The following is a 21,233-nucleotide window of genomic DNA, read 5'->3' on the forward strand; positions in this document are numbered from 1 at the left end:
GGTAGGCCGTGGCACGGGCCGCCCGACATCGGCGGCCTGTCTGCGGTCCGCCGCTTTCCGCGACAGAGTGTCGACGGCCGTCACGACGGGGAAGCCCGTCGCCGACGACCGGTGAAGGCATTCGGTGAGGCGGAGTTCGGACAGGCGGTCCACTCGTTGAGCGCCTGTCCACCGTGCTCGACGGACTCGGCCCACCTGTTACGGAACCGTGGACGAAGCCCTGGTCACCCCGGACCAAGCCCGGTCTATCCTCGGGCTGTTGCTCACTGTGGGGGAAGGCGGCGCAACGATGGAGATGCACGGGCCGGGGGGCGACGTGCCGGGGACGCCGGGCGACCGGCCCCCGGGGAGGATCGGCGCGTACCGGCTGCTCGCGCGGCTCGGGGCCGGCGGGATGGGGTGCGTCTACCTGGCCCGTTCCGACCGGGGACGCACCGTCGCCGTCAAGCTGGTCCGTGAGGAGCTGGCCCGGCAGGAGGAGTTCCGGGCCCGTTTCCGCCAGGAGGTGCGGGCCGCACGGCAGGTCGGCGGCGCCTGGACCGCGCCGGTGCTGGACGCGGACACCGAGGCCCCGGTGCCGTGGGTCGCCACCGGGTACGTCGCGGGGCCCAGCCTCCAGCAGGTGGTCGGGCAGGACCACGGCGCGCTGCCCGAGCGCTCGGTACGCATCCTCGCCGCCGGTCTCGCGCACGCGCTGAAGGACATCCACGCCGCCGGCATCGTGCACCGCGACCTCAAACCGTCCAACGTGCTCGTCACCATCGACGGGCCGCGCGTCATCGACTTCGGGATCGCGCGGGCGATGGAGACCGTGACCGACGGAGGACTCACCCGCACCGGCGCGCTCGTCGGTTCGCCCGGGTTCATGGCGCCGGAGCAGGTGCGCGGCGACCGCATCACCTCCGCCTGCGACGTCTTCTGCCTCGGCGCGGTGCTCGCCTACGCGGCCACCGGCGAGCTTCCCTTCGGCACCGCCGACAGCGGGGTGCACGCCCTGATGTTCCGCATCGCCCAGGAGGAACCCGACCTCGGCCGGGTCCCCGAGGGTCTCGCCGACCTGGTGAGGGACTGCCTGAAGAAGGACCCCGCCCAGCGGCCCACGCTCGACCGGATCCTGGAACGCACCGGAGCCGAGGACACCGTCGTCGACGGCCGTTCCCGCGATCCCTGGCTGCCGGGCGTCCTGGTCGCCCAGCTCGGGCGGCACGCCGTGCGGCTGCTGGACGCGGAGGACCCGGAGACGCCCCCGGCAGCGGCGGCGGGGGCGGGGGGTGCGGCAGGGGCCGCCGGGCAGCCCGTACCGCCCACGCCGCCCGCACTCCCCGGACCGGACGGCTCCGCTCCCGCCGCCACCCCCGAACACGCCCCCGCCCCCGACGGCTCCGCCCCACCGGAGCCCCCGCCCCACGCACTCGCCCCGCCCGCGCCGGGCACCCCCGGTGCCGGTGCGCCGGTGGACCACCTGCCCACCCTGGTGGCCGGCCAGAGCACCGCACCGCCCCCGGGCAACCCGGCGGCCGGGCAGGTCCCCGCCGCGTACGGCCATCCCCAGCCGCACGCCCAACCGCACCCCCAGCCCTCCGGTTACGGCCACCCGTACAACGCCTACGGGGCCGTCGGCTCCACCCCGCCCCACGGCCCGCCGCCCTTCGGCTCGAACCCGCCCCCGTACGGCCCGGCGCGGACACCGTGGGGCGGCCGTTCCACCGCGCTGCTCGTCGTCATCGCGTTGGTCGTCGCGATCGCCGCCGGCGGCACGGTGTACGCGCTGATGAGCAGCGGCGCCGGCGGCGACAGCGCCGGCGGCGACCCCACGGCCACGGCGACCGACGGCACGTCCCGGGGCACCGACCCGACCACCGACGGCAAGGCCTCGACCGGGCCGGACGGATCGGCCGGGGCAGGCGGTACAGGAGGCACGGGCGACCCGGCCCGGTCCGGCACCCCCGCGCCGACGGACGGGGTGATCCCGACCGGCTACCTGGGCAGCTGGTCCACGACCATCGACAACGCGAGCGGTCTGCACACCCGCACGCTGACCATCCAGCAGGGCGAGGTGGGGGACACGGTCATGTCCCTCGTCGCCGACGGGCCCGCCGGCGACGGCACCTACCACTGCGTGTTCGAGGCCGGCCTCTCCGAGACCCCGGGCTCCGGCGACCGGTTGCGGATCGGCCCGTCCAGCGTGACGGTCGGCCAGCCGCGCAGCGCCTGCACCCCGGGGTCCGCCACCGAGATCACCCTCCGCCCCGACGGTTCCCTCCAGCGCGTGAACACCAGCAACGGCGAGCAGCTCGTCTACACCCGGGACTGAGACACCCGGCCGTCCCCCTGCCTCGGTTCACCTCGGCTCCGGCGGGCGCTGCCGGGGCATGTTCGGGCGGGCCGCGCCCGGAGGGACGGGGAAGCGGCCGTACGGCGCGCCCGCATCGGGGCGGCCCGCGCCCGCCGCGGCCCCCCGGACGCCCAACGGCACGATCCCGCCGCGGAAGTCCGACATCCAGTCCTCCGTCTCGGCCCGCACCAGCTCGCTCACGTCCTCCGAGAACCGCCGCAGCACCGACAGGCACCGCTCGGCCGCCTCGCTCGCGGTGCCCTCGGCCGGGCCCAGCACCTCGCGGACGCACTCCGACGCCCAGTCGAACTGGAACGCCTGGAGCCGCCGCTGCACCGCCTGCGCGGTCGCCACGTCCCGCATCCAGCCGGACGTCACCCCGAAGAACCGGTCGGCGACCGCACACGCGACCGCCAGCAGCAACGCCAGGTACCCCCAGGGGGTGGCCCCGACGGCCACCCGGGTCAGATCCAGCAGCAGCAGCGCCGCCCCGGTGACCGTCCCCGCCGCGGTCCCGGTGCGCAGGGCCCGTGCGCAGCGCCGCTTCCACACCCGGTCCGCGAGATACCAGGCGGCGGTGTCCAACGCCCCCCGCTCCACCCACCGGTACAGCTCGTCCAGCCGGAGCGCGGGCTCGCCCCAGTCCCCGAGCGGAAACACCCGCCCGGCCAGATCGCCCGGCCGCAGCCCGGTCGCCCCCTCGCCGGGGCCGTCCTGCGGACGGCCCTCGGGCTGCATCTCCGGCTGACCCACCCCGTACTCCCTACTGACCGGCCCCTACCGACTCCTGCTCGACGTCTGCGCGACGGTCGGCGCGGACGTGCCCGGCCCTTCCTACCGCCCAACGGGTGGGGGCGTCGGGGGTTCGGCTCCTCTTCCGCCCGAAAGAGGGCCGTGATCAGGTGGAGGACCCGACCGGGAGTCACTCGAAAGAGTGCTGGGGCGACGGCCGCCCGGACCACGTAGGCTCGTGCCGAACGGGAAAATCCCGTACGGACGGACCGACCAAGGAGCTGAATCGTGATCCCCGGTGGTGGCCAGCCCAACATGCAGCAGTTGCTCCAGCAGGCCCAGAAGATGCAGCAGGACCTGGCCAAGGCGCAGGAGGAACTCGCGCAGACGGAGGTCGACGGCAAGGCGGGCGGCGGCCTGGTGACGGCGACCGTCACCGGCGGTGGCGAGCTCCGGGCGCTGAAGATCGACCCGAAGGCGGTGGACCCCGAGGACACCGAGACCCTCGCGGACCTGATCGTCGCGGCCGTCCAGGCGGCCAACGAGAACGCCCAGACCCTCCAGCAGCAGAAGCTCGGCCCGCTGGCCCAGGGCCTGGGCGGCGGCATTCCCGGTCTGCCCTTCTAAGACGGGGCGCGGGCCTCTACGGTACGTACTGAAGAAAACCCAGGAAGGACGGCAGTCCGTTGTACGAAGGCGTGGTGCAGGATCTCATCGACGAACTCGGGCGGCTGCCCGGCGTCGGTCCGAAGAGCGCCCAGCGGATCGCCTTCCACATCCTCCAGGCGGAGCCGACGGACGTACGGCGTCTCGCCCACGCCCTGATGGAAGTGAAGGCGAAGGTCCGTTTCTGCGCGACCTGCGGCAATGTGGCGCAGGAGGAGTTCTGCAACATCTGCCGTGACACCCGCCGCGACCGCGCGGTCATCTGTGTCGTGGAGGAACCCAAGGACGTCGTGGCCATCGAGCGTACCCGCGAGTTCCGGGGCCGCTACCACGTCCTGGGTGGCGCGATCAGCCCGATCGACGGGGTGGGCCCCGACGATCTGCGCATCCGGGAACTGCTGGCCCGGCTGGCCGACGGCACGGTCACCGAGCTGATCCTGGCCACGGACCCGAATCTGGAGGGCGAGGCCACGGCCACGTACCTCGCCCGCATGATCAAGCCCATGGGTCTGAAGGTCACCCGTCTGGCCAGCGGCCTCCCGGTGGGCGGCGACCTGGAGTACGCGGACGAGGTCACCCTCGGGCGCGCCTTCGAGGGGAGACGACTCCTAGATGTCTGATGCCACGCTGCACGCGGCCAACCGGAACCCGGACGACTTCTCGGTCCAGATCGCGGATCAGATCGAGAGCTTCCTGGTCGCCGTCACGGAGGTCGCCAAGGGCGACGAGCCCGACTCGACGGTCCCCTTCCTCCTGCTGGAGGTCTCCCAGCTCATGCTGGCCGGCGGTCGGCTGGGCGCCCACGAGGACATCGTCCCCGAGGAACGGTACGAGCCCGACGGGGGCCCGGAGGCCGACGTGGACGAACTCCGCGAGAACCTCGCCCGGCTGCTGGAGCCGGTCGACGTCTACTCCGAGGTCTTCGACCCCTACGAGCCCCGTACGGCGCCCGTCCCGGCCCGGATCTCCGACGACCTCACCGACGTCATCACCGACCTCCGCCACGGCATGGTCCACTACCGGGCCGGTCGCACCACGGAAGCGCTGTGGTGGTGGCAGTTCTCCTACTTCTCCAACTGGGGTCCCACCGCGTCGGCGACCCTGCGCGCCCTCCAGTCCGTCGTCGCCCACGTCCGCCTCGACCAGCCCCTGGCCGCCCTCGACGGCCTCGACACCGACCAGGGCATGGGCGACGACACCCTCGAGTTCGAGGCGGGCAAGGTCATGGCGGAGGAAATAGGCACCCCCCTGGGCATGCGCCCGGTCACTTGACGGCACCGGTTTTCCTAAACGGCGGGCGGGGCCCCTTCGCCGAACACGTGAGCAGGCGGCAGTCCGGTGTCACTTCGGTGCCCGCACGAGCACCTGCGAACAGCTCCGGCCGAAGTGCTCACGGTTTTCGGGACGGGTGCGCGGCACGGACGGCTGCGTGCCGGAAGAACGAGACGTCCGATGTTCCGGCGTGTGACGCAGGTCGCTTTTCCGAGTGGTCGGCTTCGGGCTGGGCATGAGCCCTCCTGCACGGGTGCCCGGGCATCTCACGATGCGGTATCGACGAGGCGTTTTTCGGGTGCCCGATAGAATGAGCCGACCACGGTGTGCACACATGTGCGCAAAACGTGGGACAACGACGGATTGAGCGAGGAGCGCACGTGGGCCTTGTCGTGCAGAAGTACGGAGGCTCCTCCGTAGGCGATGCCGAAGGCATCAAGCGCGTCGCGAAGAGGGTCGTGGAAGCCAAGCAGAACGGCCACCAGGTGGTCGTCGTGGTTTCCGCGATGGGCGACACGACGGACGAGTTGATCGATCTCGCCGAGCAGGTTTCCCCGATGCCTGCCGGGCGCGAGCTCGACATGCTGCTGACCGCGGGAGAGCGGATCTCCATGGCCCTGCTGGCCATGGCGATCAAAAACCTGGGCCACAACGCCCAGAGCTTCACCGGCAGCCAGGCGGGTGTCATCACCGACTCGGTCCACAACAAAGCCCGCATCATCGACGTCACACCCGGCCGGATCCGTGCCTCGGTGGACGAGGGCAACATCGCCATCGTCGCCGGTTTCCAGGGCGTCAGCCAGCAGGGCAAGAACATCACCACGCTCGGCCGTGGCGGCTCCGACACCACCGCGGTGGCCCTGGCGGCCGCCCTCGACGCCGAGGTGTGCGAGATCTACACCGACGTCGACGGCGTGTTCACCGCCGACCCGCGCGTGGTGCCGAAGGCCCGGAAGATCGACTGGATCTCGACCGGCGACATGCTCGAACTGGCGGCCTCCGGGTCGAAGGTGCTGCTCCACCGCTGTGTGGAGTACGCCCGCCGGTACAACATCCCGATCCACGTCCGTTCGTCCTTCAGCGGACTGCCGGGCACGTGGGTCAGCAGCGAGCCGATTCAGCGAGGGGACAAGAAGGTGGAGCAGGCGCTCATCTCCGGTGTCGCGCACGACACCTCCGAGGCCAAGGTCACGGTCGTCGGTGTGCCGGACAAGCCGGGCGAGGCGGCCTCGATCTTCCGTACGATCGCCGACGCCGAGATCAACATCGACATGGTCGTGCAGAACGTGTCGGCGGCCTCCACGGGCCTGACGGACATCTCGTTCACGCTGCCGAAGACCGAGGGCCGCAAGGCCATCGACGCCCTGGAGAAGAACAAGGGCGCCATCGGCTTCGAGTCCCTGCGCTACGACGACCAGATCGGCAAGATCTCGCTGGTCGGCGCCGGTATGAAGACCAACCCCGGGGTCACCGCCGACTTCTTCACCGCCCTGTCCGACGCGGGCGTGAACATCGAGCTGATCTCGACCTCCGAGATCCGTATCTCGGTCGTCACCCGCAAGGACGACGTGGACGGTGCCGTCCGCGCCGTGCACACCGCCTTCGGGCTGGACTCCGACAGCGACGAGGCCGTCGTCTACGGGGGCACCGGCCGCTGATGGGGCGGTCCGGACGGCCGGCACTCGCGGTCGTGGGAGCGACCGGGGCCGTCGGCACGGTCATGCTCCAGATCCTGTCCCAGCGGGCGGACATCTGGGGCGAGATCCGACTGATCGCCTCCCCGCGCTCGGCCGGCCGCAAGCTGGCCGTGCGCGGGGAGCAGGTCGAGGTCGTGGCGCTCACCGAGGAGGCCTTCGACGGGATCGACGTCGCGCTGTTCGACGTCCCCGACGAGGTCGCCGAGCGGTGGGCGCCCGTCGCCGTCGCACGGGGTGCGGTGGTGGTCGACAACTCCGGCGCCTTCCGGATGGACCCTCAGGTGCCGCTCGTCGTCCCCGAGGTCAACTCGCACGCCGCGCGGATGCGCCCGCGCGGGATCGTCGCCAACCCGAACTGCACCACCCTGTCGATGATCGTCGCGGTGGGCGCGCTGCACGCCGAGTTCGGGCTGCGCGAGCTGGTCGTCTCCTCGTACCAGGCGGTCAGCGGCGCCGGACACGAGGGCGTGCGCACCCTGCGGGAGCAGCTGTCCCTGGTCGCGGGTACGGAACTGGGGACCGGCCCCGGTGACGTACGGCGGGCGGTGGGGGACAACACGGGCCCCTTCGCGGAGCCGGTCGCGCTGAACGTCGTGCCGTGGGCCGGGTCGCTGCGCGAGGACGGCTGGTCCTCGGAGGAGATGAAGATCCGCGACGAGTCCCGCAAGATCCTCGGCCTGGCGCGGCTCCCGGTCGCCGTGACCTGCGTACGGGTTCCGGTGATCACCACGCACTCGCTCACCGTGCACGCCCGCTTCGAGGACGAGGTCACCGTCGACGCGGCCCGCGAGATCCTCGCCACGGCACCCGGCGTCGTGCTGTACGACAACCCCGCCGCGGGCGAGTTCCCCACGCCCGCCGACGTCGTCGGCACCGATCCGACGTGGGTGGGCCGGGTACGGCGGGCGCTTGACGATCCGACGGCGCTCGAACTCTTCGTCTGCGGCGACAACTTGCGCAAGGGTGCCGCGCTCAACAGCGCACAGACAGCCGAACTGGTGCTGGCCGAGGCGTAAATAATCCTTGGTCACGGGGATGAGTTTGTAGGATCTCCGTGCACCATGCGATCCGGCCAGGATGGCTCAGATCCCTTGATCCTGCCCGGTCGGCAGTCGAAGATTTAATTTCCCGCCCCACGCAACCGAGCGTGGGGCGGGAAGCGTCTTTGCGGTCACCCCTGTTGTTGGGCGTGTGGGGACGCGGTGGTCTTTCCGGGCGTGGGGACGTCCGGAATCGGACGTGGGGACGTCCGTTGATATGAGACATAGGGGAAGAGCAGACACATGAGGGTATTCGGTGTGCTGTCGAGAGTCCTGCCCGGCACGGACGGCGGTCGGCCGGCGCCGGGCGCGGCAAACGTGACGCGCGGCACGTACAACCCTCATGGGGGGAAGCGTGTCCAACTGGCGTGGCTGAGGTACTCGACTTCGCAACGCCGCGTGGCACGGCTCTACGCCCGCCCCGCCAAGTTCTCCGACCCCGCAAGGCCGGTGCGTCCGGTGGCATGCCGGTGATCGCGCCGATGCCAGCAGCGCGGCCCGCCCGCATACCGAGTCAGCGTGACGGCGGTGCCGACGACATCGTGGCGGCCGGTACGACCGTCGACCATCTCACCGAGACCTACCGCGCGCACTACCGCTCGCTGCTGGGTCTCGCGGCGCTGCTCCTCGACGACACCGCCTCCTGCGAGGACGTCGTCCAGGAGGCGTTCATCCGCGTCCACTCCGCCCGTAAACGCGTGCGGGACCCGGAGAAGACCCTGGCGTATCTGCGTCAGACGGTCGTCAACCTCTCCCGTTCCGCGCTGCGCCGCCGCATCCTCGGCCTGAAGCTGCTCTCCAAGCCCATGCCCGACATGGCGAGCGCGGAGGAAGGCGCCTACGACCAGCTGGAGCGCGACTCCCTCATCAAGGCGATGAAAGGGCTGCAGCGCCGTCAGCGCGAGGTGCTGGTGCTGCGGTACTTCGCGGACATGACCGAGGCGCAGGTGGCGGCGACGCTCGGCATCTCGCTGGGCTCGGTGAAGGCGTACGGCTCGCGCGGGATCGCGGCGCTGCGAGTGGCCATGGAGGCGCCGGTATGAGCGGCGACAGGGACACGCGCGGCGAGGAGCGCGGGCCGGAGGAGGATGGGCCCGAGAAGCGTGCGGCCGGGGAGCACGCGGCCGAGGAGAGCGCGGCCGAGGAGAGCGCGGCCGAGGAGAGCGCGGCCGAGGCTGAGGAACGTGAGCCTGACGAACGTGTGTCCGGGGCCGACGGCCCGGGTCCGTCCGACGGTGACGGCCTGCGCGTACTGCGTGGGTCGGTGTCCCCGACCGGGCAGCAGTCGAAGCAATCGCACGCTGGGAACGGAACTGTGAACGACGGCCTGGACGACCAGGGGCCCGACCAGGGCGCGGGGCGGCTCGACTCCGACGAGTCCGACGAGTCGGCAGGCCCGGACCGGCTGACGGACTCGGACCGGCCGGACCAGCCGGCCGAGTCGGCCGACTCGGACCGACCGGCAGAGTCTGACCGGTCGACCGAGCCCGCAGAGTCGGACCAGGCGGCAGAGTCGGACCAGGCGGCAGAGTCGGACCAGTCGACCGAGTCGGTCGAGCTCGCCGAGTCGGTCGAGCCGTCCGAGTCGGCCGAGCCCGCTGAACCGGCCGAGCTTGATGTACGGAGCCTGCTGCACCGCTCGGTGGGCGAGATGGAGCCGCGCGAGGGCTCGCTGGAGTACCTGCAGCGCGCGGTCCCCGCCCGCAGGGCGCGCAAGCGGCAGCTCCTCGTCGGCGCGGCGGCCGCGGCGCTCTTCCTCGGCACGGCCGTCCCGGCCCTCGTGCACGTCTCGAACATCACCGGTTCGGACGCCAACCCGTTCGCCATCGGTCACGCCTCGGAGACGGAGGGCAGCACCGGCGAGGACAAGAAGACCGGCGGCGGCGAGACCACCGCGGGCGGCACCTCGGACCGGGTCGAGGGGACCGACAAGGACGGCAAGGGCAAGGAGGACAAGGAGAAGACCTCGAAGCCCGGCTCGCGCACCGGTGAGCCCGAGAAGGCGGGCCCCTCGTCGAGCGCGGCGGCCGGGGTGACCGCCTGCACGGCCGCGCAGCTCGGACCGGCCGTCGCGAGCAGCGTCGCCCCCGACTCGACCGGCGCGGTCTACGGCTCCTTCCGGGTCGGCAACGTGTCCACGGCGAGCTGTACCGTCGGCAGGTCCGGAAGCGTGAGCGTGACTCCGCTGGGTGCGGCCGACCCCGCCAAGGTGGGCTCGGCCCGGCACGTGGCGGGGGACGCGGCGGCCGGCCTGCCCGACCCGTCCCTGGAGTCCGTGCCGCTGGTGCTCAAGCCGGGTGAGACGTACGACGTGAAGTTCGCCTGGGTGCCTTCCGAGACCTGTTCCACGGACGGCGGAACCGGCGGCGGAACCGGCGGCGGGACCGGCGGCGAGACGGGGGGCGGCACCGAGGAGCCCGCACCCGACCCGAGCCCCTCGCAGGAAGACCCCACGCCCAACAGCGGCCCGCCCACGGGCGGCGACATCGGAACGGCGGCCCAGCTCCTCAAGGCGGACGGCCCGGCCGAGGGAAGTGTGACCGTGACGTACACCGCGGCGACGGGGGGCACGGCGACCGTCACGGTGGCCAACGCCTGCGCGGGCACCGTCTACTGGACGGGACTGCTGCCGACGCTGACGAGCTGACGCCGACGAGCCGGTGCCGGCGGGCCGACCGGGACGGAGGTCCCGGTCCCGGTCACACCCCTGACGGGCTGGACCGCTTCCCGTCCGGTTCCGGCTCGCGCTCCTGCCCCTCCTCCGGGGCCAGGCCCAGTTCCGCGTCCCGGACGAGCTCCACCTCGCGGCGCAGCAGGCGGAACCACATGAAGACGACGAAGCCCACGAAGGCGAACCACTCGGCGGTGTAGCCGAGGTTCTGGAACGCCTTGAGGTCCAGTCCGGTACCGCCCGGCGCGACCGCGGGCACCGCCCGCATCCCCGAATCGCCCTCGTTGAGGGTGATCCACGCTTCGTACACGTCGTGGGGGACCAGGTTCACCAGCGACGCCGCGCTGATCGCGGCGGTCTGCCCCTCCGGCAGGCCGCTGCGGCCGCTGACGCCGTGGCTGCCGGGGGTCTCGGACGCCTGGAGCGCCCCGGTGACGGTGACTTCGCCGTCCGGCGGCGCGGGCGCCCCGGCCGGGTCGGGCTCGCCGGGCAGCCAGCCGCGGACGACGGGCAGCACCTTGCCGTTGTCGGTGTGCAGCAGGGTCAGGACGTAGTGGCCGGGTGCGCCGTCGAGGTCCCGGTCGGGCACGAGGAGCTGTTCCTCGTAGCGGCCGCTCGTGGTGGCCTGCTTGCCGGAGGTCGCCTTGGTCACCGGCAGCAGTGTGTCCAGCGGCCGGGCCTCCTCCTGTTGGGCGGAGGCGGCCTGTTCCTCGGCGCCGCGGTGGTTGTCGACGCGGTCCTCGAAGCGGCTCAGCTGCCAGGAACCCATGAAGATGCAGAAGGGGATGGCGAGCAGCACGAAGACGTTGATCCCCCACCATCGGGGCGTCAGCAGAAACCGGTACACGCTCCCACGGTACGGGGCCGCGTGGAAAGACCGGTTCGCGGGGCGGCCCTCGCGGGCCCCCGTGGCCCCGTGGTCACTGGGGCGGGGGAGGCCCGGGTGACCCGTGGTGGTAGCGGTCGTGTCGGCCCCGGTGGGAGATCCGGTGCGGGTTGTCCACAGGCTGGGGACCTCGGCGGCGCGACACCCTCCGGGGCGGGCAGTATGGGGCCATGACTGAGAGCAACGAGTCCGGCGCACCGGCGCGGCGGACGGACCGGACCGAGCGAGTACGACAGGGCGAGCTGATGCCCGACTGGGAGAAGCGCTTCCGGGCGCCCCGGGTCTCCCTGCCCGACTGGGCGGAGGACGCCCCCGACCGTTCCCTGTTCGTGTCGAACGCGACGGGGACGTACGAGCTGTATGCCTGGGACCGGTCGACGGGCGAGCAGCGTCAGGTGACGGACCGGCCCAACGGCACCACGGACGGTGTGCTCTCGCCGGACGGCGAGTGGATCTGGTGGTTCGACGACAAGGACGGCGACGAGTTCGGCGTCTGGCGCCGGCAGCGGTTCGCGGGCGGCGCCGACGAACTCGCCGCCGAGGGCCTGAACCCCTCGTACCCGGCCGGCCTCGCCCTCGCCCGGGACGGGCGCACGGCGGTCGTGGGCCGTTCCACGGACGAGGACGGTACGACGATCCACCTCGTGCGCACCGGCGAAGAGCCCGTGGAGATCTACCGGCACCGCGAGTCGGCGGGCGTCGGCGACCTCTCCCACGACGGCTCGCTCATCGCCGTCGAGCACACGGAGCACGGCGACGCGATGCACTCCGCGCTGCGGGTGCTGCGCCCCGACGGCACGCCGGTCGCCGAGCTGGACGACACCAGGGGCGGCACCGAGGAGCTGGGCCTGGAGGTACTGGGCTTCGCCCCGATCGACGGTGACACGCGTCTGCTCATCGGTCACCAGCGGCGCGGCCGCTGGGAGCCCCTGGTGTGGGACGTGGCGACGGGCGAGGAGACGGACCTCGCCCTGGAGCTGCCGGGTGACGTGAGCGCCGAGTGGTTCCCGGACGGCACGGGCCTGCTGATCGCGCACAGCTTCGAGGCCCGCAGCGAACTGTTCCGCTACGACCTGGCGGGCCCCGAGCTGCTGGAGATCGACACCCCGCCCGGCACGGTCTCGGGCGCGACGGCCCGCCCGGACGGCAGCGTGGAGTACCTGTGGTCGTCGTCGGCGGAGCCGTCGGCGGTCCGCTCCACGGCCGGCGGGGTCGTCCTGGACCCGCCGGGCATGAAGTCGCCCGGTTCGGTGCCGGTGGAGGACGTGTGGGTGGAGGGCCCCGGCGGTCGGATCCACGCCCTGGTCCAGAAGCCCGCGGGCGCGAGCGGCCCGCTGCCCACGGTCTTCGACATCCACGGCGGTCCCACCTGGCACGACAGCGACTCCTTCGCCGCGGGCCCGGCCGCCTGGGTCGACCACGGCTACGCGGTGGTCCGCGTCAACTACCGCGGTTCCACGGGGTACGGCCGCGCCTGGACCGACGCGCTGAAGCACCGGGTCGGCCTGATCGAGCTGGAGGACATCGCCGCGGTCCGCGAGTGGGCGATCAGCTCGGGCCTCGCGGACCCGGACCGCCTCGTCCTCACCGGCGGTTCCTGGGGCGGCTACCTCACCCTCCTGGGCCTGGGCACCCAGCCCGACGCGTGGACCCTGGGCATCGCGGTGGTCCCGGTCGCCGACTACGTCACGGCGTACCACGACGAGATGGAGGCGCTGAAGGCCATGGACCGCACGCTCCTCGGCGGCACCCCCGAGGAGGTTCCCGAGCGGTTCGAGGCGTCCTCCCCGATCACCTACGTCGACCGGGTGAAGGCACCGGTCTACATCTCGGCCGGGGTGAACGACCCGCGCTGTCCGATCCGCCAGATCGAGAACTACGTCCACCGCCTCCAGTCCCGCGACGCCCCCCACGAGGTCTACCGCTACGACGCGGGCCACGGCTCCCTGGTGGTCGACGAGCGGATCAAGCAGGTACGCCTGGAGCTGGACTTCGCGGAACGGTACCTGGGGAAGCAGATCTGAGCAGGTAGGGAGAGGATTGGGAGGGCTGGGACGGCTGAGGGGGTGCTTCCCGGGCTGCGGCCCGGGGAGCACCGGTCGCCCCCTCCGTTCACGTCACGCCCCGGTCCGCTCCCTCCCCCTGCGCCGGAGCAGTTCCGCCAGCCCCCGCCGGGTGGCGCCCAGCACCACCCGGTCCTCGCTGCGCAGGACGTACGTGTCGGGCAGGTCCCAGATCAGCCCCGACGGCCCCGCCTCCGCCGGGCCGGCGCCGCCGTTCGCGCCCCTGTCCCTGGTTCCGGGGATTCCGGGGATTCCGAGGGTGCCAGGAGTTCTGAGGGTTCTGGGGGTCCCGTGCCCGTTCCCGTCGCGGCTTCCGTCCCCGCCCGTGCCCGGCGCGCGTACCGCCGTGGCCGCCGTGTCCAGGGCCAGCACCCGCCACGCCCCGGCCCGGAACGCCTCACCGACCGTCCTTCCCTCCAGCTGCGGATGCCCGCCCACGGTCAGTGCCGCGAACACCAGCACCCGCCGCTCGACCGGGATCGCCCCCAGGATCTGCCGGCCCATCATCGCCCCCGCGAACGCGGGCGCGGCCAGGTGGGAGACGCTGCGGCTCCGGGTCAGCGCATCGGGGTGCGCGGCCCGCAGGGTGCGGTACACGGCCGTCGCGAACTCGTCGTCGTACAGCCGCAGGACGACCCGCAGATCGGACCGCACGGACCGCGCGTACAGCACGGCCTCCAGATTCGTGGTGTCGGCGCTGGTCAGCGCGAGCAGCGCGTCGGCCCGTTGGATCTTCGCGGCCTCCAGCACGCCCTCCTGCGTGACGTCCCCGAGGACCACCGGCACGCCCAGCCGCCGCGCCGTGGCCATGCCCCGTGCCTCCGGGTCGGCCTCGACGCACACCACGGGGATGTGCAACTCGTGCAGCCGGGTCAGCACCCGGGTGCCGATCTTGCCGAGCCCCAGCAGCACCAGATGCCCGCTCAGCCCGCGCGGCGGCTTCCGCAGCGCGGAGGCGGTACGGAACGTCCCCAGCGCCTCCAGCACCGCCGCCACCATCACCGGCAGCATCAGCAACCCGACTATCCCCGACAGCAGTTGCAGGATCTGCTCGCTCCTGGACGCGTTGTGCGCGGGATCGTTGATCGAGAAGAGGTCGAGCAGGGTGACGTAGGTGGCGTGCAGCGGATTGTCCTTCGTGACCAGGGTCAGGGTCACCGCCAGCGCCACCACGGCCGCCGCCAGCCCCGCCAGCGACCACCGCAGCCGCCGCGAGAACAGGGAGGCGAGGGGCGGCACCTGGGCCCGCACCACCGGCAACGGCGGTCCGGAGTACGACACCTGCTCCAGCACCACCGTGCCGCGTCCGGTCGCCGCCGCGACGGCGTCCGCGTCGGGCAGCATCTGCGGTCCCTGGTCGCCGCTGTCCTCCGACCCCTCGGACCCGCCCGGGTCGTTGCTCGTCGCGGACAGCAACGCCAGGGTGCACAACCCGGGATCGGCCACCTCGCCCGGGCGCGGCGGGCGCCGTTCCACCGCGCGCAGCATCAGTCCGTCGGTGTCGACGATCTTGCTGGTGCCGACGAGCGCGGTGGCGACCAGGGCGGGCGCGGCCGTGTCGGCGTCGGACAGCACGGTGGTGGACGTGTCGACGACGGGGTCCCCGCGCCCGTGCGGGTCACCGCCGGCCAACCCGGCAGCCTGGTCGAGCAGTTCCTCTATGTGCCGGCCCAGGCGGCGGTTGTAGAGGCGCAGCACGAGGCGCAGCCGGGGGTTGATCCGGCGGGCGGTGAGGGCGGCGCGGATGTTGGTCTCGTCGTCGTCGTACACCAGGGCCAGTGCGGCGGCCCGCGCCACGCCCACCTCGGCGAGCACGGCGTCGGTCGGCTCGGCGGCCTCCACCAGCCGCTGGTCGGACGTGCCGTCGGAACCGCCGTTGCCGTTGCCGCGGTTGACGGTGGCGTTCACGAACCGGTCGAGCAGGGCGGCGGAGGCCGCGCGGGCCCGCCCGACCACGGGTTCCCGCACCCGGAGTCCGGACGGCGGCACGACGAGGGTGACCTGCTCGCCGTACACGCCCCGCAGTTCGGCGGCGAGCCGATGTGCGAGTCCGTCGTCCCCGCACACCACCATGTGCGCGGGGGGATCGTCCGGCGGGATCTGATTCGGAAGGCTCAGCACGAGAGGAAAGACTGCCGTATACACGCAGGCGGTTCCAGGAGCGTTCGGCGAACGGCGTCCAACGGGGCCGCACTTCGCTTCCCGGCAGGGTCGGGACCGGGCCCGGGGCCACGGCCGACCGTCCCCGCGCGACCCGTGCGACGAGGCCTGGAACGGCTGAGAGGGTTCAGGGTCGGTGCTGCGGGGTGTGGCCGTCGGCGGCCGTGTCCCGGGTGACGGTCTCGCCCTGGACGACACGGGGGGCGTCCGGCTGCCGGCCCTGCTCCCGCGCCTGCTCCTCCCGCTCGTCCTCCTTGGCCGCGCGGGCCTCGGCCTTGAGGATGCGGGCGGACTTGCCGGCCGAGCGGGCCAGCTCGGGCAGCTTCTTCGCACCGAGAACGGCTATGACGACGATGAGGATGATCGCGAGTTCGCTCAACCCGAACATGGGGGTCCGTCCTTCTCGTGAGCCGTTGCCGGATGCCGCCCGTAGAATCTACAGCAATGTAGAGAATTTGACGGTGTCCACGCGTCTATACGATGACTGCCCGGGAACGGGAAGGCGGCGGAAGGGAGACGGGCCGTGGTCGAGGGCGATCAGGGGCGCGGTCAGCGCCACCGGCGTCGGGGGCAGGGCGAGTTGGAGGCACTCGTGCTGTCGGCGCTCCGGGAGGCGGACGGCCCGGCGACGGCCGGCTGGGTGCAGGCGCGTCTGGGCCAGAACCTCGCCTACACGACGGTCATCACGATCCTGACCAGGCTGCTGGCCAAGGGAGCGGTCACCCGTGAACGCGCGGGCCGCTCCTTCGCCTGGACGCCCGCCTCCGACCACGCCGGCCTCGCGGCGCACCGGATGCGCAGGGTGCTGGACGCCGAGAGCGACCGGGAGGCGGTCCTGGCCAGCTTCGTCACCGGTCTCGGCCCGGACGACGAACGGCTGCTGCGGGAACTGCTGGGTCAGCCCCGGGGCGATGGGGAAGACTGAAACCTCATGGGGGTGTTCGTCTTCCTTCCGCTCGTCCTGCCGCTGACGGCGTGGCCGATCGCCCGGCTCGCCGAACAGCATCTGCACCCGCGGACCGCGACCCGGATGCTGACCTGGGTCGCGGCGGTGATGGCGGTGTGCAGCACGGTGTGCCTGTGCCTGGTGATGGTGGTCGGCACCGCCACCCTGCCCGGCAATCCGCTGCCCGACGGCTGGTCGGACCCGGAGGTGCGGGCGGCGGTCCCCTACGACGAGGTCGTGGGCAAGGCGGCCATCCCGGCCCTGTGCGTGGTCCTGCTGGTCTGTGCGCGCACGCTGTGGCGGCACGGCCGCGCCCGTCGGCGCGCCCACCGAGCCCTGGCCGGCCTGCCGGACACGGAGGTGGCGGTCCTGCCCGACGGCACCCCGTACGCGTACGCGCTCCCGGGCGGCGGACCGAGCCGGGACCGGGTCGTGGTCACCACCGCTCTCCTCGACCGTCTGGACTCCGGTGAACGCCGTGCCCTGTTCGCCCATGAGCGCGCCCACCTGACCGCACGCCACCACCGCTTCCTGCTGGCCGTCCGGCTGGCCGCGCACGCCAACCCGTTCCTGCGCCCGCTGCGCACGGCGGTGTCGTACGCGGCGGAACGCTGGGCGGACGAGGAGGCGGCCCGTACGGTCGGTGACCGCCGTACCGTCGCCACCGCCATCGGCAAGGCGGCGCTCGCCTCCCGGTCCGGCCCGCCCCCGCCGGCGTTCGCGGCGTCCGGAGCGCCGTTCGCGGCGCCGGGACCGGTTCCCCGCCGGGTGGCCGCGCTGCTCGCCCCGGCTCCGGCGACGGGTCCCTGGCCGACGGTGTTCACCTCGGTGGGCCTGGCCGCCTGGGGAGCGGCCGCCGGTACGGCCGTGTCGGCGATGTCCTCGGCCAACGCGGCCGTGACCCTGTTCTGGATCCTCCGCACGGCGACACCGCTGTGAGCGCGCCGGCCCTGGCCTTCGCGTTCTCCGACCCCCTCACGGCCGGTACGGCTGCTGGTGCTGCTGGGGCGGCTGCCCGTACGGCTGCCCGCCACCGGGACCGCCCGCGTCCTGCGCCTGCAACTGCTCGGCCTGCTCCTGGGAGAGCTTCGACTCCGCGCCGCAGAAGGTGCACTGGGTCGAGTACTTCGTCGAGACCGGGAACAGCGGCACGAAGAAGAGGGTGAACTTCGTGACCCGCTTCCTGAGCGCGTGCGCGGAGGGATTCCCGCACTGGGTACACACCAGGGTCAGTATCGCGAGCTGGTACAGATATCCCTTGGTGCCGAAGATGATCATGTGGTGCCCCTTCCCGTGAACGGTGTTCGCCGCCGCCGCTACCGCTGTTGCCGCTGCTGTCGTCGCTGCTTCTGCTGCCACCATGTCACCGGCTGCCCCGATGAGCGATCGGCAATGTGTCCTGCCGGAAAACTGCCGGGCTCCGCCCCTGCGGGCACGGCCGTACGGTGGGCAGGATTCCGGACATGAGCGATCCCCGGGAAGTGACCTGTCGGCCCCAGTGGACGGGTTTCCGGTGGACCCTCGTCGGACTCGGTGCGATCGGAACGGCCGCGGCCGTGCTGATGTGGGCCCTCGCGGGCCCGGCCGTATGGGCGGGCATCGCCCTGCTGCCCGCCCTGGCCACGGTCACGGCACTCCACAAGGTCACCGTGTGGGTCCGTGCCGACGCCCACGGGGTGCACTCCCGCAGCCTCGTGCACCGCAGGAGCGTGCGCTGGAGCGACATCACCGATCTGCGCGTACGCCTGAAGTACGCGGACACTCCACGGGCCCAGGACGTCCGCCGTCTCATCGTGGTGCCGCGTGTCGGGCGCAAGTGGGCTCTTTCCCTGCCGATGAGCTACACCACCCCCGACCCGGAGTTCGACGAGACGCTGGAAACGTTCCGGGAGCTGCACCGGCAGTACGGCACTCCGGAGTCGAGTCACCTCGTCGTCATCTCGTCCCGGACCGCCGGGCGCGGCTTTGCCGGCTCCCTCCTCGCGGGTGTGCTGCTGCTCGCGGCCGCGGGCCTGGTCGCGTCGTTCGTCCCGGGTGCCGAGGAGAACCGACAGGCCTGGAGTTCGGCCGTACCGTGCACCGCCGACACCCCCGCCGCGGAGCGCGGAGAGGCGTGCCTGACGACGCTCCCGGCGGTGATCGAGCACACCGAGGTGCAACGCCCCAAGAAGGCAAGCTGGTTGTACTTCACCGACGCCCGCCCGCTGGAGCGGCTGCAGGTCTCCCGGGAGGCCGCGCAGGCGTTCCGCGCCGGTGACGACGTCGAACTGACCTTCTGGCACGGCAGGGTGATGGAGGTCGCCGGTGAGCGCCACGTCTGGCACGAGCACATCCCGACCGCCGGCAGCGTGACGGTCGCCGCGGCCGTCGTCGCCCTCATCGCGGGGTACCCGGCCGCCCGGGTGCTGCTGACGCTGCGGAGCCGTCGGCGCCCCGACGGCGAGGTCCTTCCCGAGGTCCTGCCCTTCGTGGTGGTCCTCGTCGGTACGGCCCTGTGGCTGATCCCGCTCTGCTACCTGCACCCCACCACGCTGTTCACCTCACCGCTGACGACGGTGTGGCCGGTCGCGGGCACAGCGGCATCGCTGGCCCTCTTCGCCTGGGCATGGCGGGCCACCCGCGTCCGGGTGCCCGAGGAGGGGACGGAGCCCGTCGGCCCGGACGGTGACGAGGAGGTGTTCCTCCCGGCCCGTTTCCTGGAGGCCACCGACTACAACCCGCACCGCTTCGGCACCCACATCGCCCTGGGCGGCGGCCCGCCCGCCGTCGTCCCGCACCCGGACCGTTTCGCGGCGAAGCCGATCCCCGCGGAACGCCTCACCCTCAAGAAGGTCCGCCCCGCCCAGGGCAGTGACGGCGAGCTGGTCCCCAGAACCTGGCACGTCGCCGAACTCGACGACGCCGGCACCCCGGTCCGCCTCACCGCGTCCCCCGAGGACCTGCCCCGGATCCTCCGCCACCTGACCCCGGGCCGGCCCTCGCCGGGAGCACCACCACAAGTGCTCGGGCAAAGCTGAACCGCGTCCGCCGCAGGTCAGTGGTGGGCGTGGACCACGGCGTGGCCCCTGCCGCGGCCGATCACCCACTTGTTGACCGGCGTGGTGATCACGAACGCCACGGCGAAGCCACCGAGCAGCGCGTACCAGAACACCCCGTCCGACAGCTGCGCCTCCATCGCTCCCGGCGTCAGCGCGACGACGGCGTTGTCGACCAGTTCCATCACCGCGATGGAGACGGTGTCGGCGGCCGGCGCCACCTCGACCGCGGCCTTCAGGGACAGCCCGGCGCGCATCACCACGAAGAGCGTGAGGGAGTAGCCGAAGACGAAGGCCAGGGCGATGGCAAGGCCCGCGCCGGGGCCGCCCATGGTGTCCACCGGGTCGGCTGCCCACTCCGCGATGCCGCCGGCGGGTTCCTGGGGCAGAGCCAGGGGCATGAGGTCCATTCGAAGTCTCCAGGCTGCGGGGCGGGCCGTCGCGGGCAGTTGCCGCGCTCCACGACCACACTGGAAATCGCAGCTCAGCGCCGGTATGAGGGTTGCCGTCGAACAAGTACGGTTCCCCACACCCCGCACCCTGCGGTTTCCGCAGGGCGGACCGGCGGCTGAACATCCGGGAGAGCTCGATCAGAGCCCTCCCCCGAATTCCCTCCCGAACGATCACCGGCAAGCGATCAGGGACTCGGCCCGCTGCGAGTACCAGATCCCTGACCTGGTACTTCACTGTCGGGGTGGCGGCATCTGAACCCACGACCTCTTCGTCCCGAACGGGGTGCGGGGAGGACTCGAGGAGAGGCTCGGCTCCGGAGCCGTACGGGAGGGTCCCGGCGTCCCACTGTGACGGACCGCGTCCTGCGGCCCGTTGCACAGGGGCTGAGCCGAGCCCCAGCGCGTCTCCTGCTGTCCATGGCACGTTCCTCGGTCCGCAGGCTTCAGGACCGGTCCACCCCGTCCCGCGATACATTCGATCATGTATATTGATACATTCTTCGATGTATACGGAGGTGGGGCTCATGAGCAGAACCGTCATCGACCTCGACGACGACGCCCTGGAAGCCGCAGCGAAGGAGTTGGGCACTTCCACGAAGCGGGACACCATCAACACCGCCCTGCGCGAGATCGTGGCCCGCAACCGTCGTCTGCGCGCCCTGCACGAACTGCAGGATCTCGCGGACGAAGGCGCGCTCGATGTCGAGCTTCTCCTGGACAAGCGCAACTATCGAGGTGGTACCGCCCGGTGAGCGTAGCCGACTACCTCGTCGACACGTCGGCCCTGGCTCGCGTTCTGCTGCGTCAGGCAACCGAAGAATGGGAGCAGCGGATGGGCGCCGGCCTGGTCGCCCTGTGCGACCTCACCGAACTGGAGATGCTTTACTCCGCACGTTCCGAGAAAGACCGTGAGGCCATCCAGGGGCGACTGAACCAGTTCACCTGGTGCCCCATGCCCGACGGCATCTACCGGCGCGCCCGTGTCGTCCAGCGTGAGCTCACGGCCAAGGGCGAGCACCGCAGTGCCGGAGCCGTCGACCTTCTCGTGGCCGCAGCCGCGGAAGAAGCGGGACTCACACTGCTGCATTACGACCGCGACTTCGAAACCATCGCCCGCACCACCGGGCAGCCGGTCCGAATGATCGACCTCAAGTAGCCGGTCAGCTCCGAGCGCCACCGTCCCGGCAGGCAGCCCGACCCCCGCCGTTCCGATGGCCGCACCCTTCAAGCCCTCCCGCAGGGCACAACGGGACCACCCTGGGAGGGCCCCAAGAGCCG

The 21,233-nt window shown here is 72.1% G+C and carries 20 protein-coding genes; 14 read left to right on the forward strand and 6 right to left on the reverse strand.

Annotation, left to right across the window (positions count from 1 at the left end; genetic code table 11):
* The first annotated feature begins 295 nt into the window (after positions 1 to 295).
* The gene (locus AB0I73_RS06345; protein ID WP_363034542.1) at positions 296 to 2,314 is read left to right on the forward strand and encodes a serine/threonine-protein kinase; all 2,019 of its coding nucleotides are present in this window, start codon (positions 296 to 298) and stop codon (positions 2,312 to 2,314) included.
* Positions 2,315 to 2,341: 27 nt separating this feature from the next.
* Here AB0I73_RS06345 and AB0I73_RS06350 read toward each other — a convergent pair whose 3' ends face one another.
* Entirely contained in the window at positions 2,342 to 3,088 is a 747-nt protein-coding gene (locus AB0I73_RS06350) for an SLATT domain-containing protein (RefSeq protein WP_363034328.1), read from the reverse strand.
* Positions 3,089 to 3,355: 267 nt separating this feature from the next.
* Here AB0I73_RS06350 and AB0I73_RS06355 point away from each other — a divergent pair, with 267 nt between their 5' ends.
* The 7 genes from AB0I73_RS06355 (at position 3,356) to AB0I73_RS06385 (ending at position 10,389) form a co-directional block, all read left to right on the forward strand.
* The gene (locus tag AB0I73_RS06355) at positions 3,356 to 3,694 is read left to right on the forward strand and encodes a YbaB/EbfC family nucleoid-associated protein (RefSeq protein WP_363034330.1); all 339 of its coding nucleotides are present in this window, start codon (positions 3,356 to 3,358) and stop codon (positions 3,692 to 3,694) included.
* Positions 3,695 to 3,753: 59 nt separating this feature from the next.
* Positions 3,754 to 4,353: a recombination mediator RecR gene (recR, locus tag AB0I73_RS06360; protein ID WP_109377195.1), complete on the forward strand. Its 600-nt coding sequence runs from the start codon at positions 3,754 to 3,756 to the stop codon at positions 4,351 to 4,353.
* Complete coding sequence (locus AB0I73_RS06365; RefSeq protein WP_363034333.1) at positions 4,346 to 5,005, forward strand: DUF5063 domain-containing protein; 660 nt, start codon at positions 4,346 to 4,348, stop codon at positions 5,003 to 5,005. The genes recR and AB0I73_RS06365 overlap by 8 nt, the downstream gene beginning before the upstream one ends.
* Positions 5,006 to 5,385: 380 nt before the next feature.
* Entirely contained in the window at positions 5,386 to 6,663 is a 1,278-nt protein-coding gene (locus AB0I73_RS06370; protein ID WP_363034335.1) for an aspartate kinase, read from the forward strand.
* Positions 6,663 to 7,718 carry an aspartate-semialdehyde dehydrogenase gene (locus AB0I73_RS06375; protein ID WP_363034337.1) on the forward strand — a complete coding sequence of 352 codons (1,056 nt, stop codon included), beginning with the start codon at positions 6,663 to 6,665 and terminating at the stop codon, positions 7,716 to 7,718. Before AB0I73_RS06370 ends, AB0I73_RS06375 begins: the two co-directional genes overlap by 1 nt.
* Positions 7,719 to 8,110: 392 nt before the next feature.
* Entirely contained in the window at positions 8,111 to 8,785 is a 675-nt protein-coding gene (locus AB0I73_RS06380; RefSeq protein ID WP_363034339.1) for a SigE family RNA polymerase sigma factor, read from the forward strand.
* The gene (locus AB0I73_RS06385) at positions 8,782 to 10,389 is read left to right on the forward strand and encodes a hypothetical protein (RefSeq protein WP_363034341.1); all 1,608 of its coding nucleotides are present in this window, start codon (positions 8,782 to 8,784) and stop codon (positions 10,387 to 10,389) included. The genes AB0I73_RS06380 and AB0I73_RS06385 overlap by 4 nt, the downstream gene beginning before the upstream one ends.
* Positions 10,390 to 10,441: 52 nt before the next feature.
* Here the strand turns inward: AB0I73_RS06385 and AB0I73_RS06390 are convergent, their stop codons facing one another.
* Positions 10,442 to 11,260, reverse strand: coding sequence for an SURF1 family protein (locus AB0I73_RS06390; protein WP_363034343.1), 819 nt, complete (start codon positions 11,258 to 11,260; stop codon positions 10,442 to 10,444).
* A gap of 209 nt (positions 11,261 to 11,469) precedes the next feature.
* Here AB0I73_RS06390 and AB0I73_RS06395 point away from each other — a divergent pair, with 209 nt between their 5' ends.
* Positions 11,470 to 13,323 (forward strand): prolyl oligopeptidase family serine peptidase, encoded by a 1,854-nt coding sequence (locus AB0I73_RS06395; RefSeq protein WP_363034345.1) that lies wholly within the window; start codon positions 11,470 to 11,472, stop codon positions 13,321 to 13,323.
* A 93-nt stretch (positions 13,324 to 13,416) separates the two neighbouring features.
* On the opposite strand, the gene AB0I73_RS06400 is transcribed toward AB0I73_RS06395, so the two are convergent.
* Both AB0I73_RS06400 and AB0I73_RS06405 read right to left on the reverse strand, forming a co-directional pair.
* On the reverse strand, positions 13,417 to 15,435 hold the full coding sequence (locus AB0I73_RS06400) for an NAD(P)-binding protein (protein WP_363034544.1): 2,019 nt from the start codon (positions 15,433 to 15,435) through the stop codon (positions 13,417 to 13,419).
* A 214-nt stretch (positions 15,436 to 15,649) separates the two neighbouring features.
* Positions 15,650 to 15,910: a twin-arginine translocase TatA/TatE family subunit gene (locus AB0I73_RS06405; protein WP_363034347.1), complete on the reverse strand. Its 261-nt coding sequence runs from the start codon at positions 15,908 to 15,910 to the stop codon at positions 15,650 to 15,652.
* A 135-nt stretch (positions 15,911 to 16,045) separates the two neighbouring features.
* On the opposite strand from AB0I73_RS06405, the gene AB0I73_RS06410 reads away from it, so the two are divergent.
* Positions 16,046 to 16,447, forward strand: coding sequence for a BlaI/MecI/CopY family transcriptional regulator (locus AB0I73_RS06410; protein WP_363034349.1), 402 nt, complete (start codon positions 16,046 to 16,048; stop codon positions 16,445 to 16,447).
* A 6-nt stretch (positions 16,448 to 16,453) separates the two neighbouring features.
* Positions 16,454 to 17,407 (forward strand): M56 family metallopeptidase, encoded by a 954-nt coding sequence (locus AB0I73_RS06415; RefSeq protein ID WP_109377204.1) that lies wholly within the window; start codon positions 16,454 to 16,456, stop codon positions 17,405 to 17,407.
* Positions 17,408 to 17,443: 36 nt separating this feature from the next.
* On the opposite strand, the gene AB0I73_RS06420 is transcribed toward AB0I73_RS06415, so the two are convergent.
* The gene (locus tag AB0I73_RS06420) at positions 17,444 to 17,746 is read right to left on the reverse strand and encodes a zinc-ribbon domain-containing protein (protein WP_363034351.1); all 303 of its coding nucleotides are present in this window, start codon (positions 17,744 to 17,746) and stop codon (positions 17,444 to 17,446) included.
* Between the two features lie 185 nt (positions 17,747 to 17,931).
* Between AB0I73_RS06420 and AB0I73_RS06425 the strand changes: the two genes are divergently transcribed.
* On the forward strand, positions 17,932 to 19,485 hold the full coding sequence (locus AB0I73_RS06425) for a PH domain-containing protein (protein ID WP_363034353.1): 1,554 nt from the start codon (positions 17,932 to 17,934) through the stop codon (positions 19,483 to 19,485).
* A 17-nt stretch (positions 19,486 to 19,502) separates the two neighbouring features.
* Here AB0I73_RS06425 and AB0I73_RS06430 read toward each other — a convergent pair whose 3' ends face one another.
* Complete coding sequence (locus AB0I73_RS06430) at positions 19,503 to 19,913, reverse strand: DUF4396 domain-containing protein (RefSeq protein WP_363034355.1); 411 nt, start codon at positions 19,911 to 19,913, stop codon at positions 19,503 to 19,505.
* 566 nt (positions 19,914 to 20,479) lie between these two features.
* Here AB0I73_RS06430 and AB0I73_RS06435 point away from each other — a divergent pair.
* Both AB0I73_RS06435 and AB0I73_RS06440 read left to right on the forward strand, forming a co-directional pair.
* Positions 20,480 to 20,707: a type II toxin-antitoxin system VapB family antitoxin gene (locus AB0I73_RS06435; protein ID WP_109377209.1), complete on the forward strand. Its 228-nt coding sequence runs from the start codon at positions 20,480 to 20,482 to the stop codon at positions 20,705 to 20,707.
* Positions 20,704 to 21,111, forward strand: coding sequence for a PIN domain nuclease (locus AB0I73_RS06440; protein WP_109377210.1), 408 nt, complete (start codon positions 20,704 to 20,706; stop codon positions 21,109 to 21,111). The genes AB0I73_RS06435 and AB0I73_RS06440 overlap by 4 nt, the downstream gene beginning before the upstream one ends.
* The last annotated feature ends 122 nt before the right edge of the window (positions 21,112 to 21,233 follow it).

The sequence above is a fragment of the Streptomyces sp. NPDC050388 genome (assembly GCF_040655635.1).
Classification (GTDB): Bacteria; Actinomycetota; Actinomycetes; order Streptomycetales; family Streptomycetaceae; genus Streptomyces.